General features: G+C 71.9%; 15 protein-coding genes. 11 read left to right on the top strand and 4 right to left on the bottom strand.

Annotated features, from left to right (window positions below; genetic code table 11):
* From EJK15_RS61645 to EJK15_RS61655, 3 genes are all read right to left on the bottom strand, one after another.
* Positions 1-1,023, bottom strand: a 1,023-nt coding sequence (locus EJK15_RS61645) for an NAD(P)-binding domain-containing protein (protein WP_240777956.1), incomplete at its 3' end; no start/stop codon positions are given.
* A gap of 154 nt (positions 1,024-1,177) precedes the next feature.
* On the bottom strand, positions 1,178-1,765 hold the full coding sequence (locus EJK15_RS61650) for a hypothetical protein (protein ID WP_138719633.1): 588 nt from the start codon (positions 1,763-1,765) through the stop codon (positions 1,178-1,180).
* Between the two features lie 2 nt (positions 1,766-1,767).
* Entirely contained in the window at positions 1,768-2,535 is a 768-nt protein-coding gene (locus EJK15_RS61655; protein WP_138719634.1) for a bestrophin-like domain, read from the bottom strand.
* Between the two features lie 334 nt (positions 2,536-2,869).
* On the opposite strand from EJK15_RS61655, the gene EJK15_RS61660 reads away from it, so the two are divergent.
* On the top strand, positions 2,870-3,208 hold the full coding sequence (locus tag EJK15_RS61660; protein ID WP_240777957.1) for an avidin-fold protein: 339 nt from the start codon (positions 2,870-2,872) through the stop codon (positions 3,206-3,208).
* 9 nt (positions 3,209-3,217) lie between these two features.
* On the opposite strand, the gene EJK15_RS61665 is transcribed toward EJK15_RS61660, so the two are convergent.
* Positions 3,218-3,856 carry an Lrp/AsnC family transcriptional regulator gene (locus EJK15_RS61665; RefSeq protein ID WP_338089963.1) on the bottom strand — a complete coding sequence of 213 codons (639 nt, stop codon included), beginning with the start codon at positions 3,854-3,856 and terminating at the stop codon, positions 3,218-3,220.
* A gap of 109 nt (positions 3,857-3,965) precedes the next feature.
* Between EJK15_RS61665 and EJK15_RS61670 the strand changes: the two genes are divergently transcribed.
* From EJK15_RS61670 to EJK15_RS61715, 10 genes are all read left to right on the top strand, one after another.
* Entirely contained in the window at positions 3,966-5,546 is a 1,581-nt protein-coding gene (locus EJK15_RS61670; protein ID WP_138719635.1) for an ABC transporter substrate-binding protein, read from the top strand.
* 13 nt (positions 5,547-5,559) lie between these two features.
* Positions 5,560-6,633, top strand: a complete 1,074-nt coding sequence (locus EJK15_RS61675) for an ABC transporter permease (protein WP_240777959.1) — start codon at positions 5,560-5,562, stop codon at positions 6,631-6,633.
* Entirely contained in the window at positions 6,630-7,493 is an 864-nt protein-coding gene (locus tag EJK15_RS61680; RefSeq protein ID WP_138719636.1) for an ABC transporter permease, read from the top strand. Before EJK15_RS61675 ends, EJK15_RS61680 begins: the two co-directional genes overlap by 4 nt.
* Positions 7,490-8,263 (top strand): ABC transporter ATP-binding protein, encoded by a 774-nt coding sequence (locus tag EJK15_RS61685; RefSeq protein ID WP_138719637.1) that lies wholly within the window; start codon positions 7,490-7,492, stop codon positions 8,261-8,263. The genes EJK15_RS61680 and EJK15_RS61685 overlap by 4 nt, the downstream gene beginning before the upstream one ends.
* Positions 8,260-9,201, top strand: a complete 942-nt coding sequence (locus EJK15_RS61690) for an ABC transporter ATP-binding protein (RefSeq protein WP_138719638.1) — start codon at positions 8,260-8,262, stop codon at positions 9,199-9,201. The genes EJK15_RS61685 and EJK15_RS61690 overlap by 4 nt, the downstream gene beginning before the upstream one ends.
* Complete coding sequence (locus EJK15_RS61695; RefSeq protein WP_240777960.1) at positions 9,198-10,193, top strand: M24 family metallopeptidase; 996 nt, start codon at positions 9,198-9,200, stop codon at positions 10,191-10,193. Before EJK15_RS61690 ends, EJK15_RS61695 begins: the two co-directional genes overlap by 4 nt.
* Positions 10,194-10,263: 70 nt before the next feature.
* Complete coding sequence (locus EJK15_RS61700) at positions 10,264-10,818, top strand: acyclic terpene utilization AtuA family protein (protein ID WP_138719639.1); 555 nt, start codon at positions 10,264-10,266, stop codon at positions 10,816-10,818.
* A gap of 105 nt (positions 10,819-10,923) precedes the next feature.
* Positions 10,924-11,688 (top strand): GNAT family N-acetyltransferase, encoded by a 765-nt coding sequence (locus tag EJK15_RS61705; protein ID WP_138719640.1) that lies wholly within the window; start codon positions 10,924-10,926, stop codon positions 11,686-11,688.
* Positions 11,685-12,785, top strand: coding sequence for an o-succinylbenzoate synthase (gene menC, locus EJK15_RS61710; RefSeq protein WP_171075267.1), 1,101 nt, complete (start codon positions 11,685-11,687; stop codon positions 12,783-12,785). Before EJK15_RS61705 ends, menC begins: the two co-directional genes overlap by 4 nt.
* A gap of 79 nt (positions 12,786-12,864) precedes the next feature.
* Positions 12,865-13,046 (top strand): twin-arginine translocation signal domain-containing protein (locus EJK15_RS61715; RefSeq protein ID WP_206061994.1); only part of this gene is annotated, 182 nt, incomplete at its 3' end.

A 13,046-nucleotide genomic window follows, 5' to 3' on the forward strand; every position in this document is an offset into this window, starting at 1 on the left:
GACGTTGCGGGCGGCCGCGCGTCCGGCGCGGTTGGCGCCGATCGTGCTGGCGGAGGGGCCGTAGCCGACGAGCTGGAGCGCGGGTTCGTTGACGACCTGGGTGCCGTCCACCTTGATGCCGCCGCCCGGCTCCCTGAGCCGCAGGGGTGCGAGGTGGTCGAGGGCGGAGCGGAAACCGGTGGCCCAGATGATCGTGTCCGCCTCCAGCCGCCGCCCGTCCGCCCAGGCGACGCCGTTCCCGGTGATGTGCTCGAACATCGGCAGCCGTTCCAGCACCCCCTTCGCCAGCGCCTCCCTCACGACGGGCGTGTAGCCGAGCCCGGTGACGCTGACGACGCTCTGCGGCGGGAGCCCGGCCCGTACGCGCTCCTCGACCATGGCCACGGCCTCCCGCCTGGCGTCCTCCCCGAAGTCGTCGTCCCGGAAGACCGGCGGATGCCGCGTCACCCACGCCGTCGCGGCGGCGATCCCGGCGATCTCGGACAGCATGTGCATCGCCGACGCGCCACCGCCGACCACGACCACGCGCCGCCCCGCGAACTCCCCCGGCCCCCGGTAGCTCGCGTAGTGGAGCTGCCGCCCCTCGAACGCCGGCGCGCCCGGATAGTAGGGCCAGTACGGGCGCGTCCACGTGCCGGTGGCGTTGACCACCGCGCGGGCCGCCCACTCCCCCGCGTCCGTTCCGATCACCAACCGGCCGCCCTCCCCGTGCCGGACGGCGCTCACCTTGACCGGCCGTACGACGTCCAGGCCCACGGTGCTCTCATAGGCGCCGAAGTACGCGGGGACGACCTCGGCGGCGGGCCGCCCGCCGTCCGCGTCCGGCGGGCGGCGTACGCCCGGCAGGTCGAAGATGCCGTGCACCTTGTCCATGGTCAGCGACGGGGAACGGTGCCGCCACGCTCCTCCGGGCCCCGGGGCGGAGTCCAGCACGACCGGCTCGAATCCGAACCGCCCCAGGAAGTACGCGCTGGACAGCCCCGCCTGCCCGGCGCCGATCACCACAACCTCGGTCTCCTCCACGATCAGAGGAAACCGCCGACGCCTCCGGAGTCTTCCCATGCCCCTCAGCCACGCTGGTCGGCGTCCACGCCGCCGGCTGATCACCATTGGCCCGTGTGCCCACGAACGAACGGCCGCCGCACGCCGGCAGCGGCCGCGGCAGGCTCAGGGCCGGTCAGCGGCGGGAGCCGAAGGCGACGGCGGTCGTGGAGGCGATGGCCGACACCAGCACGACCATGACCAGGACGGTGGCCAGCGGGTTCTTGCGGCGCACCGGCGGCGCGGCCTGCTCGGCCCGGATCGGAGGCGTGACCTTGGACGTGGGGGTGGGGGTGGGCGTCAGAGTGGGAGCCGGCACGCGTACCGGCACTGCGCGGCCGGGCACCGGCCTGGGGATCTCGCGCGGTCTCCTGCGCGGGCATTCCCCCACCTGCACCCGGTCGCCGCACACGGAGCCCTGGTAGATCGTCATCCCCGGCACCGTGACCTTGGGGACCGGCCGCCGCTTCCCCTGCCGGACCGAGATCGACACTCCGGGAACCGGCAACCGCCACACCGACACCCCCGGCACGGACCCGTCCACGGAGACCTTGCGGGGAGCCGCCGGTGGCCGTACGGACGGCTTGGGGACCGCAAAGGCCTTGGGGACCACGGACGCCTGGGGCAGGCCGGGCCGCGGCTCCCGGTCGGCCGCCGCGGGGCCCGCGGCGCTGAGGGCGACCAGGGCGGCGGCGAGCAGCAGCGGCGCACGCCCGAGCCCCACCCTCACATCCCCCCGCCGACGCGGGCGAACTCCTGCAGCGCCCCCTGGAACGCCTCCGGCCCGACGGCCAGCGGGCCGTCGAAGGCGCGGGAGATGTCCCACGTCAGGTGGACGCCGAAGCCGAGCAGCGCCGCCATCATCAGCAGCGGCACGATCGCCGGCCCGCTCGGCCGGGCCCCGGCCAGGAACGGGAAGACGATGACGACCACGCCGGTGAGGATCGTCAGGAACAGCAGCCCCCCGGGCGGGGCCGCGGCGGCGTCGGCGGTGCGCTGGGCGCGGGCGGTGGAGATCGCGCTGATGTGCTCCAGCACGTCGGCCTTGGCCTCCTCCTCGTCCGAACCGCTCACCTCGAGGTCGATGACCCGGCCGCGGAGCTCGTCCATCCGGGCGGCGCCGACCGGGTCCATCCGGCCCTGCGCCATGAGCGGCCACTCGTCCCTGACCACGAAGGTGACGTAGTCGCGCAGCGCGCCGCGCACCTGCTGGGGCGCGGTGTCCGGCAGGCCGTCGGCCGCCCAGTAGGCGTCGATCGCGGCCTGGCTCTCGGCTTGGGTGTTCTGGCGGGCGGCGTCGGCGGTGGTCCACGGAACGATGATCGCGATGGCGAACACCAGCAGGAACATGGCCGACAGCATCGCCCCCGCGTGGGAGGCGGACGGGCCGTCGGGGTCGCGATCCGCTCCGGTCCTCTTCACCAGCCGGAACACCAGCGCGGTGAGCATCACCACGCCCACCGCCGCCACGATCGAGAGCGTGTACGCCACCATGAAGATCTCCCGAAACACTTCGGATACACAGTGTCACATTACTATCACACTGTGCAATGATGGCGTGAGGCCCCGCAAGGTAAAGCTCCGGCATGGGCCGGCGCGCCGGGGTACGCCCCAGGGATTTCCCAGGGGGTACAGAGGCGGGCGGCGAGCTGTGCCAAGCTCGGAGGGAGCTCGCGGATGGCGCTCGCCAATAGGATCATGAACTGATGGCTCCCGTACGAGGCCGAGCCGGGTTCACCGCTGGACGGATTGATGACTACGACCCGCCGTTTTGACCATTCGTCCAGCCATATGGTGATGAATCGGAAATATGTGGACCATAGGGACCGTGAATCTCAACGGCCGCAAATTCGTGATGGTGAGCTCGACGGCGAGCGTGGTCAACCGGAACAGTCCCACGGAGTTCCTGTACCGGGAGGCCGACGGGGTGGTGTGGGGCAGCTACACCGGCGACACCGTGACCCTCGGGCGCTTCGTCGGCACGCGGGCGGGCGACCTGGTCTCGATCTCGTACGCGCACGCGCTGAAGGCCGGCGGGACGGCGGGCGGGCAGAGCAGCAGCCGCGTCGAGACCGGGGACGACGGGCTGCTCCGCCTCATTGAGGAGTTCACGTTCGAGGGCGACGACACGCGGCACGTGAGCGTGTGCGCCGAGGTCCCAGACTAGACAGCTCGGCTAGTCCTCCTTCTGGAGGGCGGCCCGGCCCTCGGCGGCCCCGACGAAACGCATCTTGCCGAGCGGCACGTCGCCCTGCGTCTCCTGGGCCGTCCGGCGCGCCGGACGGGACTGCTGGCCGTCGCTGGGCAGCACGTACGGCCGCCTGAGCACCTCGTCCAGGATGAACACCGTCTCGGTCGCCTTGACCGCCGGGATGTTGGCCAGCCGCTCGGTCACCATGGTGTGCACCGCGGCCACGTCGGACACGCGTACCTGGATCATCGCGTCGTGCTGGCCGGTGGTGATCGCGCAGTACTCCACCTCCGGCATCCTGGCCAGCTCAGCCCTGAACTGCTTCCACATCTGCTGGCGCACGGTCACGAAGATCAACGCGGTGATGCCGAGCCCGGCCCGCACGTGGTCGATCTCGGCGGTGAACCGTTTGATCGCGCCGTCCGCGCGCAGCGCCTCGAAGCGGGTGTAGGCGCTCGCCCGGGAGATGCCCACCCGCTCGGCCAACGCGGCGACCGAGATCCTGCCGTTCTCGCGCAGGACCTCGAGGATCTTCATATGGATGTCGTCCAGCTCGAGACCGATACCGATCCGTCCAGGCTGACCGCCACCGCCGACACCATTTCTGGAAATTTCACTCATCATTACCTCTTCGACCTTTATATACGTCTAGCTGACCGTACGGTGCCTGGACGTTCTGCCGCACAATCCTCGACATCCTTCTGCTGAACGTCCAAATCTTGGAGGACCAACCATGGCGACCCGCTCGCAGACGGCGGCTGTACTGCTCGCCGGTGCACTCGCCCTCGCCGCCTGCGGAAGCGGCGGCACCTCCCAGTCCCCCGCGGCCTCAGGAGGCGGAGCCAAGACCCTCGTCATCGACACGTCCTTCGACCTCAAGACGGCCGATCCGGGCCGCACGTACGAGCCGACGGGGCTGATCGTCGGCAAGGCGGTCTACGAGACGCTGCTCACCTTCGACGGCGCCGACGTGACCAAGCCGGTGCCGGCCCTGGCCGAGTCGTACGAGCTGACGGAGGACGGCAAGACGCTGACCCTGAAGCTGAAGCAGGGAGCGACGTTCGCCGACGGCTCGCCGGTGACCGCGGACGACGTGGTGTTCTCGCTGACCCGCGTGCGCGACATGAAGGGTACTCCGTCGTTCCTGCTGGACGGCGTCGAGGTGGCCAAGACCGACGACACGACGATCACGCTGACGTCGAAGACGGCGAACCCGGCGCTGGCGTACATCCTGCCGAACCCGGCGCTCGGCATCATCAACAGCAAGCTGGCCCAGCAGCACGGCGCGACGACGGACGCCCAGGACAAGGCCGAGCAGTGGCTGAACTCCAGCTCGGCCGGCTCGGGACCGTACATGATCGAGTCGTTCAACGTGAGCAGCCAGGTCACACTCAAGGCGAACCCGAAGTACTACGGTACGAAGCCCGCCTATGACAAGGTCGTCCTGCGCAACGTCGAGGCCGCCACGCAGAAGCTGAACGTGCAGCGCGGCGACAGCCAGGTGGCGCTGAACCTGTCCGGCGACCAGGTCACCGGCATGCCCGCGACCCTGCAGGTCAAGAAGACCGCCTCGGCGAACGTCATCTTCCTGCTGGCCAACCAGGACTCCGCGATCAGCAAGACCACGACGAACGCCAAGTTCGTCGAGGCCGTGCGCAAGGGCGTGGACTACGCGGGGCTGCTGGAGCTGGCCGGCGAGGGCTCGACGCAGGCGCCGGGCGTCATCCCGTCGCAGCTCCTCGGCGCGCTGCCGCCCGAGCAGGGGGCCAAGCGCGACGTCGAGGGCGCCAAGGCGGCGCTGGCGGCCAGCGGGCTGTCGAATCCGTCCGTGAAGCTGGAGTACCCGAGCGAGCTGACCGTGAACGGGCTGTCGTTCCAGCCGCTGGCCGAGCGGATCCAGGCCAACCTCAAGGAGGTCGGCATCACGGTGGACCTCCAGCCGGCGCCGGTCACCACGGCTCTGGACAACTACCGCAACGGCAAGGAGGAGATGGGCCTGTGGTACTGGGGTCCCGACTACCCGGACCCCAGCGACTACCTGGCGTTCCTGCCCGGCAAGCTGGTGGGGCTGCGGGCCGGGTGGAAGGCGGGCGCGGCCAAGGAGATCGAGGCCGCCGGTGACAAGGCCGCGACGGCGATCGGCGACGACGCCCGCACGGCCGCGTACGCCGACGTGCAGACCCGGCTCAACGCCTCTGGGCCGTTCATTCCGCTGATCCAGCCGAGCCAGAACATCGTGACGGCGGGGTCGGTGACCGGGCTCGAGTATCACCCGGTGTGGACGGTCGACGTCGCCGACCTCGGCGCGAAGTAAGGGGTTCACGAAGGTGTCCGACAACCCGGACGCGCCGGTAGTGGAGGCCTCGAGGCGGCGGCGGGTGCATCCGCTGGCACGGTTTCTCGTTCGCCGGATCCTGCTGGCCGTGCTGATGGCCTGGGGCATCACACTCGTCACGTTCATTCTGACGAACCTCGTCCCCGGCGATCCCGTGGCCGCCAACCTCGGCCAGCGGGCGCTGGGCGATCCGGCGATCGTGGCGCAGTGGCGGGCGGAGCACGGGCTGGACAAGCCGCTCTGGCAGCAGTACGCCTTGCACCTGCAAGGCCTGCTCCAGGGCGACCTGGGCACCAGCCAGCAGAGCCACCGCCCGGTGAGCGAGGACCTGGCCGAGTTCGTCCCGGCGACGCTGGAGCTGGCCGGGGCGGCGATCCTGGTGTCGCTGGTGCTGGGCGTGGCGTTCGGCGTGGTCGCCGCCCTGCGCAGGGACCGGCTGGCGGATCACGCGCTACGGCTGGTGAGCCTCATCGGCATCTCCGTACCGACGTTCTGGCTGGCGCTGGTGGCGTTCTACGTGTTCTTCTACCGGCTGCAGCTCACCCCGGGCAGCGGCCGGGTGGACGCGGCGCTCGGCCTGGCGCCGCCCGTGACCGGGCTGCAGACGGTGGACGCGCTGCTGGCGGGCCGGTGGGACATCTTCACCTCCGCCGTCGGCCACCTGATCACGCCCGCCCTCGTGCTGGCGCTCTACACGATCGGCCTGCTCACCCGCTTCACCCGGTCGGCGGTGCTGGAGGTGCTCGGGCAGGACTACGTGCGCGCCGCCCGGGCCAAGGGCCTGCCCGGCAGGGTGATCCTCTTCCGGTACGTGCTCCGCTCCGCGCTGGTGCCCATCATCACCGTGGCGGGCCTCGCGTTCGGCAGCCTGCTGTCGGGCACCGTGCTGGTCGAGGCGATCTTCGCCTGGCCGGGCGTCGGCCAGTACGCGTACAAGAGCGCCACCACCCTCGACCTGCCCGCCGTCATGGGCGTCGGCCTGGTCGTGGGCGTCGTGTACCTGGTCATCAACCTGATCGTGGACGTCCTGTACGGCGTCATCGATCCCCGAGTGAGGCTGCAATGAGAGGCCGTAATCCCCTGCTGAGGCGGCTTCCCGAGGCGTGGCGGCAGCCGCTGGCGGTCACCGGCGGCGTGCTGGCGGTGGCCTGGCTGGTGATCGCGCTGGCCGCGCCGGTGCTGGCACCGCACGACCCGCTCGCGCAGGACCTGCCGCGGCTGACGGCGCCCGGCCCCGGGCACTGGTTCGGGACGGACCAGCTCGGGCGCGACATCCTGAGCCGCGTCATGTACGGGGCGCGGGTGTCGATCCCGCTGACGCTGCTGCTGGTGACGCTGTCGGTGCTGATCGGCGGCCTGCTCGGCGCGTGCGCCGGATATTTCGGCAGGTGGGTGGATGAGACGATCATGCGGGTGGCGGACCTGGTGTTCGCGTTCCCGACCGTGATCCTGGCCATGGTGGTGGCCGCGGCGCTGGGCGCGAGCCTGACGAACGCCGTGCTGGCCGTGCTGGTCGTGGCCTGGCCCGCCTATGCGCGGGTCACGCGCGGGCTGGTGCTGGGGGTGCGGGAGCGGGAGTTCGTGCTGAGCGGGCGGCTGCTGGGCTTCTCGGTGTGGCGGTCGCTGCGGGTGGACGTGCTCCCCAATGTGACCGGCCCGGTGCTGGTGCTGGCGACGCTGGACATCGGCACCGCCCTGCTGCTGCTGTCCGGGCTGTCGTTCCTGGGGCTGGGGGCCAAGCCGCCGTCTCCGGAGTGGGGGGCGATGGTGGCCTCGGGCGTGGACGTGTTCGACAGCTGGTGGGTGGCGACGTTCCCGGGGCTGGCGATCCTGACGGTGGTGCTGGCGTTCAACTTCCTCGGCGACACGCTGCGGGACGCGCTCGACCCCCGTACGGCCCGCGCGATCAAGGAGCGTGCGCTGTGACGCTGGACATCATCGGACTGAAGGTGTCGATCCGCGGCAAGGAGATCCTGCGCGGCGTCGATCTGCGGCTGGAGGCGGGCCGGGTGCACGGGCTGGCCGGCGAGAGCGGGTCGGGCAAGACGATGACCGGGCTGGCCGTCCTGGGGCTGCTGCCGCACGGCTCGCGGGCGACGGGCGCCATCCGGCTCGGCGAGCGCGAACTGCTGACGCTGCCGCCCAAGGAGCTGAACCGGGTCCGCGGCGGCGAGGTCGCCATGGTCTTCCAGGACCCGGCCACCAGCCTGCATCCGATGCTGACGATCGGGCGGCAGCTCACCGAGCACATGCGCCACCACCTGGGCCTCAATAAGGGCGACGCGCGGGCACGGGCGATGGAACTGCTCGGCAAGGTACGCATCCCAGGCGCCGAGGAGGCGTACGGGCGGTTCCCGCACCAGTTCTCCGGCGGGATGCGGCAGCGGATCGCCATCGCCATCGCGCTGGCCTGCGCGCCGAAGGTGCTGATCGCCGACGAGCCGACGACCGCGCTGGACGTGACCGTGCAGGCGGGCGTGCTGCGGCTGCTGCGCGGGCTCTGCGACGAGCTGGGGCTGGCTTTGCTGCTGGTCACCCACGACCTGGGCGTGATGTCGGCGGTCGCGGACGAGGTGAGCGTCATGAAGGACGGCCTGGTGGTCGAGTCCGGGCCGCGCGGCCGGGTGCTGCGGGAGCCCGCGCACGCCTACACCCGTTCCCTGCTGGAATCCCTGCCCGACGCGGAGGCACGATGAGTCTGCTGACCGTCGACGACCTGGTCGTCGAGCACCGCTCCCCCGGCCGTCCGGTCGTGCGGGCCGTGGCGGGGGCCAGCCTGGCCGTCCATCCCGGCGAGGTCGTCGGGCTGGTGGGCGAGTCCGGGTGCGGCAAATCGACGCTGGCCCGCGCGGTCTGCGGGCTGAACCCGATCGCCGAGGGGTCGATCACATTCGACGGGCAGCCGGTCACGCCCTTGGGGCTGCGGCGGAGGAAGCTGACCGGGATCCAGATGGTGTTCCAGGATCCGTACACGTCGCTGAACCCGCGCCGCCGCGTGGGCGACCAGATCGCCGACGGGCTGCGTACCGCGCGGGACCGCGAGGGGAGCGGAGCTCCCGAGCTGACAAGAGCTGCCCCCTCGCCCGCCGACCTGCTGGAGCGCGTGGGGCTGCCGCGGGACTTCGCGGGGCGGCATCCGCACGAGTTCTCCGGCGGGCAGCGGCAGCGGGTGGCGATCGCCAGGGCGCTGGCGGCGCGGCCGCGGCTGCTGATCGGCGACGAGCCGATCTCGGCGCTGGACGCGTCGGCGCAGTCGCAGGTGGCCACGCTGATGCGGGATCTGGCCGTGGAATCGGGGGCGGGGCTGCTGTTCATCAGCCACGACCTGTCCGTGGTGCGGTTGATCGCGGACCGGATCGCGGTCATGTACCTGGGCAAGATCGTCGAGGTGGGTGACACGGAGGAGGTCTGGGCCGGGCCGCGGCATCCGTACACGCAGGCCCTGCTGAAGGCGATTCCCAAGCCGGACGGGATGGGCGTGCTGCCCGCAGAGCTGCCCGGTGACGTGCCAGATCCGGCGAATCCTCCGGAGGGGTGCAGGTTCCACCCGCGCTGTCCGTTCGTGATGGACGTGTGCCGGGTGAAGGAGCCCGACTTCGGACCGGCCGCCTGCTGGCTGCACGAACCGAAGTGACGCCGGGGCAGGACGAGGTGCGGGAGACGGCGCGGCTGGAGGCCGTGCGGGCGGCTATGGGCGAGGCCGGGGTGGACGCCCTGGTGCTGCGGCCATCCCCGGACTTCCGGTTCCTGGGCGGTGGGGACGGGGCGGCGTTCCTCGTGGTGACCGAGGACGCGGTCACCGAGACCTCCGACCCGGCCGGGCTGGTGCCGCAGGACGCGCGGCGGGTCGGGGTCGATCCGGAGATGCGGGTGCGCGAGCTGTTCGGGCTGGCGATCGAGGCCGAGCTCGTGCCCGCGTCCGCCGTGCTGGCCCCGCTGCGGCTGCTCAAGGAGCCGTACGAGATCGCGGCCATCGAGCGGGCCGTGCTCAGCGCCGAGGGAGTGCTGCGGCAGGCGCGCGAGCTGGCCTGGTTCGGCGCGACCGAGCGGGCGATGGCGGTCCGGCTGCGGGCGCTGGCGCTGGAGTCGGGCTGCGAGGAGGTGCTCGCGCTGCGGGTGGCGGCGGGCGAGCACACGGCGCGGCCCGCGCACCTGCCCGGCGAGCGCGTGATCAACCCAGGCGACGCGCTGCTGGTGTCGCTGTGCGGGCGGTGGGACGGCTACTGCGCGGAGGTGGCCCGCGTGTTCGCGGTCGCGGAGCCGCCCGAGGACTTCGAGGCCATGTACTCGGTGGTGCTCGCCGCCCACCGCGCGGCCCTGGCGTCGGTACGCCCGCCGGCGCCGGTCGCGGACGTCGCGCGGGCGGTGGGCGACGTGATCGACGGCAGCGGCTACGGCCGGTTCGCCGCCGAGCACGCCGGCCGGGGCGTCGGCCTGGGCCCGGACGAGGGGCCGCGGCTGGGCGAGGACACGCCGCTGGCGGCCGGCATGACGTTCTGCCTGGAGCCGGCCATCTTCGTGCCCGACCTGTTCGGCGCCCGGGTGGCGGACGTGGTGGCCTGCACGGAGACGGGCCCGCTGGTGCTGGGCCCGGGCCCGCCTGCCCTGCAGGTGCTCGACCGCTAGGGGTCTGCCTCGAAGACCTTGAAGAGGTAACGGTGTGTGATCGTAAGCGGCAAAGGGTAGTCAAAAGAACATGCTGCGCATCGGTACGTGGAGGTCTGCAGACTCGGTCGACCTCGTCGCCTGCGGGTGGCGTGACAGCGGCCCCGGGCATCTCGAAACGGGCATCAAGCTCATCCTCGGGATCGGCGACCGGGTGCCGGAGTTCCCAGGGCTGCGTACCGGCACCATGGTCGCCAGGGGCGCCGAGGAGATCGCCACACAGCTGTTCCGCGGGCTGGACGTGGTGCTGATCGAGCCGGACTCCTGCCCGGCCGCGCCCGTGGTGGCGGCGGGCATGTGGCACTACGGGTGGACGCGCCGCGACCTCGGCGCGCTGGCCGGCGCGACGGTCGCGGGGCTGGCGCTTGCCGCGCAGCGGGGCCCGTGCGCGGTGGAGATCTGCCGCGACGGCCGCGGCTCGCTCGACGGGCACGCGACGGCGGCGGCGGTGCGCGCCCGCCTGGCCGACCGCTTCCCGGGCGGCCGCTACCGCACCCCGGAGGTCACGGTCCCGCTGGAGTCGGTGCGTCTCAGACAGGAGGCGCCCAGCAGGATCCTCATAGCGCCCTGCGCGGGCACTCGCTAGGTCGCCGCGACGAAGGACGGGGCTTGTCTTGGTGCCAGGCACCAATCCGGGCGCCCGCGCCATGGCATACCGTCGCCAGTAGGACCCATGAGGAGAGGCGGCAGGTTGATCGCGGTCAGGGAGCTCCACGAGATCGAGGAGTTCGTGCGCGTCCACGCGCTGTTCGACGACATCTGGCACTTCGGCCCCGGCGAGCCGCCGATCACGGTGGAGTTGATGCGGGCGCTGTCGCACGCGGGCGGATACGTGGCGGGCGCGTTCGACGGCGACCGGCTGGTGGGCGCCTCGGCCGGGTTCCTCGCGGCCGGCGGCGCGCTGCACTCGCACGTCACGGGCACGGCGGCGGGGCGCGGCGTCGGGTTCGAGCTCAAGCTGCACCAGCGCCGCTGGGCGCTGGAGCGCGGGCTGGAGCGGATCACCTGGACCTACGATCCGCTGGTGCGCCGCAACGCCCATTTCAACCTGGCCAAGCTGGGTGCGCGGCCGCGCGAGTACCTGCCGAACTTCTACGGCGTCATGGGAGACGCGATCAACCGGGGCGACGAGTCCGACCGGCTGGTGGCCGACTGGCCGCTGTCGGCGCCGCACGTGGTGGCGCTGGCGCGGCGGGAGCCGTACGTCACGCCGGTGCCTGACGATGCGGTGGTCGCGCTGGCGGACGAGGGCGGGCGGCCGGTGCCCGGCTTGGTGGACGCCGGCACGGTGCTGGTCGCCGTGCCGGCCGACATCGAGGGGTTGCGCCGTACGGACCCGGGAGCGGCCAAGGCGTGGCGGCACGCCGTACGGGATGTTCTGGGGGGTTTGATGGCGGAGGGCCGCACCGTGACGGGGTTCACCGGGAAGTCCTACTACGTAGTGGAGAGATCGTGAAGATCACTGGGGTTGAGCTGCGGCGGATCGCGATGCCGCTGGTGGCGCCGTTCCGCACCTCGTTCGGCACCGAGACGTCGCGCGACATCCTGCTGGTCAGGGTCGTGACGCCGGACGCCGAGGGATGGGGCGAGTGCGTGGCGATGGCCGAGCCGCTCTACTCCTCCGAGTACACCGACGGAGCCGCCGAGGTGATCCGCCGCTTCCTGCTGCCCGCCCTGCCGCGGAACCTCGACGTGCACGACGTCGGCCGCGCGCTCGAGCCGATCAAGGGGCACCGCATGGCCAAGGCCGCGCTGGAGACGGCGGTGCTGGACGCGCAGCTGCGGGCCGCGGGCGAGTCGTTCGGCCGCTTCCTCGGCGCGTCCCGCACGCGGGTGCCGTGCGGGGTGTCGGTCGGCATCATGGACTCGATCCCGCAGCTGCTCGACGCCGTCGAGGGCTACGTGGACGAGGGGTACGTCCGCATCAAGCTGAAGATCGAGCCCGGCTGGGACGTCGAGCCGGTCCGGGCCGTGCGCGAGCGGTTCGGCGACGACCTGCTGCTGCAGGTGGACGCGAACGCCGCCTACGCGCTGACCGACGCGCCCCGCCTGGCCCGGCTTGACGCGTTCGACCTGCTGCTGATCGAGCAGCCGCTGGCCAACGACGACCTGGTCCAGCACGCCAAGCTCGCCCAGCGGCTCAGGACGCCGATCTGCCTGGACGAGTCGATCGAGTCGGCCGAGCACGCCGCCGCCGCGATCGCGCTCGGCTCCTGCTCGATCGTCAACATCAAGCCGGGCCGGATCGGCGGCTACCTGGAGGCGCGGCGCATCCACGACCTGTGCCGGGCGAACGGGATCGCGGTGTGGTGCGGCGGCATGCTGGAGACCGGCCTCGGCCGGGCGGCGAACGTGGCTCTGGCGGCGCTGCCGGGATTCACGCTGCCGGGCGACACGTCGGGGTCGCGGCGCTACTACGCGACCGACGTGACGGAGCCGTTCGAGCTGGTGGACGGGCATCTGGAGGTCCCGGCCGGGCCGGGACTGGGTGTCGAGCCGATCCCGGCGGTGCTCGACGAGGTGACCACCGCCAGCGAGTGGATCACTGTGTGAGTCCTGTCGGAAAAAGTGTTATGCGGGCGCCTTCGGCCGCTCTCCTAGCGCAGAGAGGTCGTCTCGTGAAAGGACACACATGGTTCTCCAGACCAGCCGGCGGAGCCTGCTGAAGGCGGCGGCGGGCGTCGCCGTGCTGCCCGCGCTGCCGTCCGCGGCGCAGGCGGCGGCGTTCAAGCATCCGGGGCTGCTGCACAGCCAGGCCGACTTCGACCGGATCGCGGCCGGGGTGCGGGCGGGGGCGCAGCCGTACAACGGTCT

The organism is Nonomuraea basaltis (assembly GCF_005893125.1).
In the GTDB taxonomy this organism is placed as follows: Bacteria; Actinomycetota; Actinomycetes; order Streptosporangiales; family Streptosporangiaceae; genus Nonomuraea; species Nonomuraea basaltis.

Bases quoted from the DNA above. Each gene is read 5' to 3' on its own strand.
- EJK15_RS61655 (WP_138719634.1), bottom strand. From the start codon at position 2,535: ATGGTGGCGTACACGCTCTCGATCGTGGCGGCGGTGGGCGTGGTGATG.
- EJK15_RS61665 (WP_338089963.1), bottom strand. From the start codon at position 3,856: ATGATGAGTGAAATTTCCAGAAATGGTGTCGGCGGTGGCGGTCAGCCT.
- EJK15_RS61670 (WP_138719635.1), top strand. From the start codon at position 3,966: ATGGCGACCCGCTCGCAGACGGCGGCTGTACTGCTCGCCGGTGCACTC.
- EJK15_RS61680 (WP_138719636.1), top strand. From the start codon at position 6,630: ATGAGAGGCCGTAATCCCCTGCTGAGGCGGCTTCCCGAGGCGTGGCGG.
- EJK15_RS61690 (WP_138719638.1), top strand. From the start codon at position 8,260: ATGAGTCTGCTGACCGTCGACGACCTGGTCGTCGAGCACCGCTCCCCC.
- EJK15_RS61700 (WP_138719639.1), top strand. From the start codon at position 10,264: ATGCTGCGCATCGGTACGTGGAGGTCTGCAGACTCGGTCGACCTCGTC.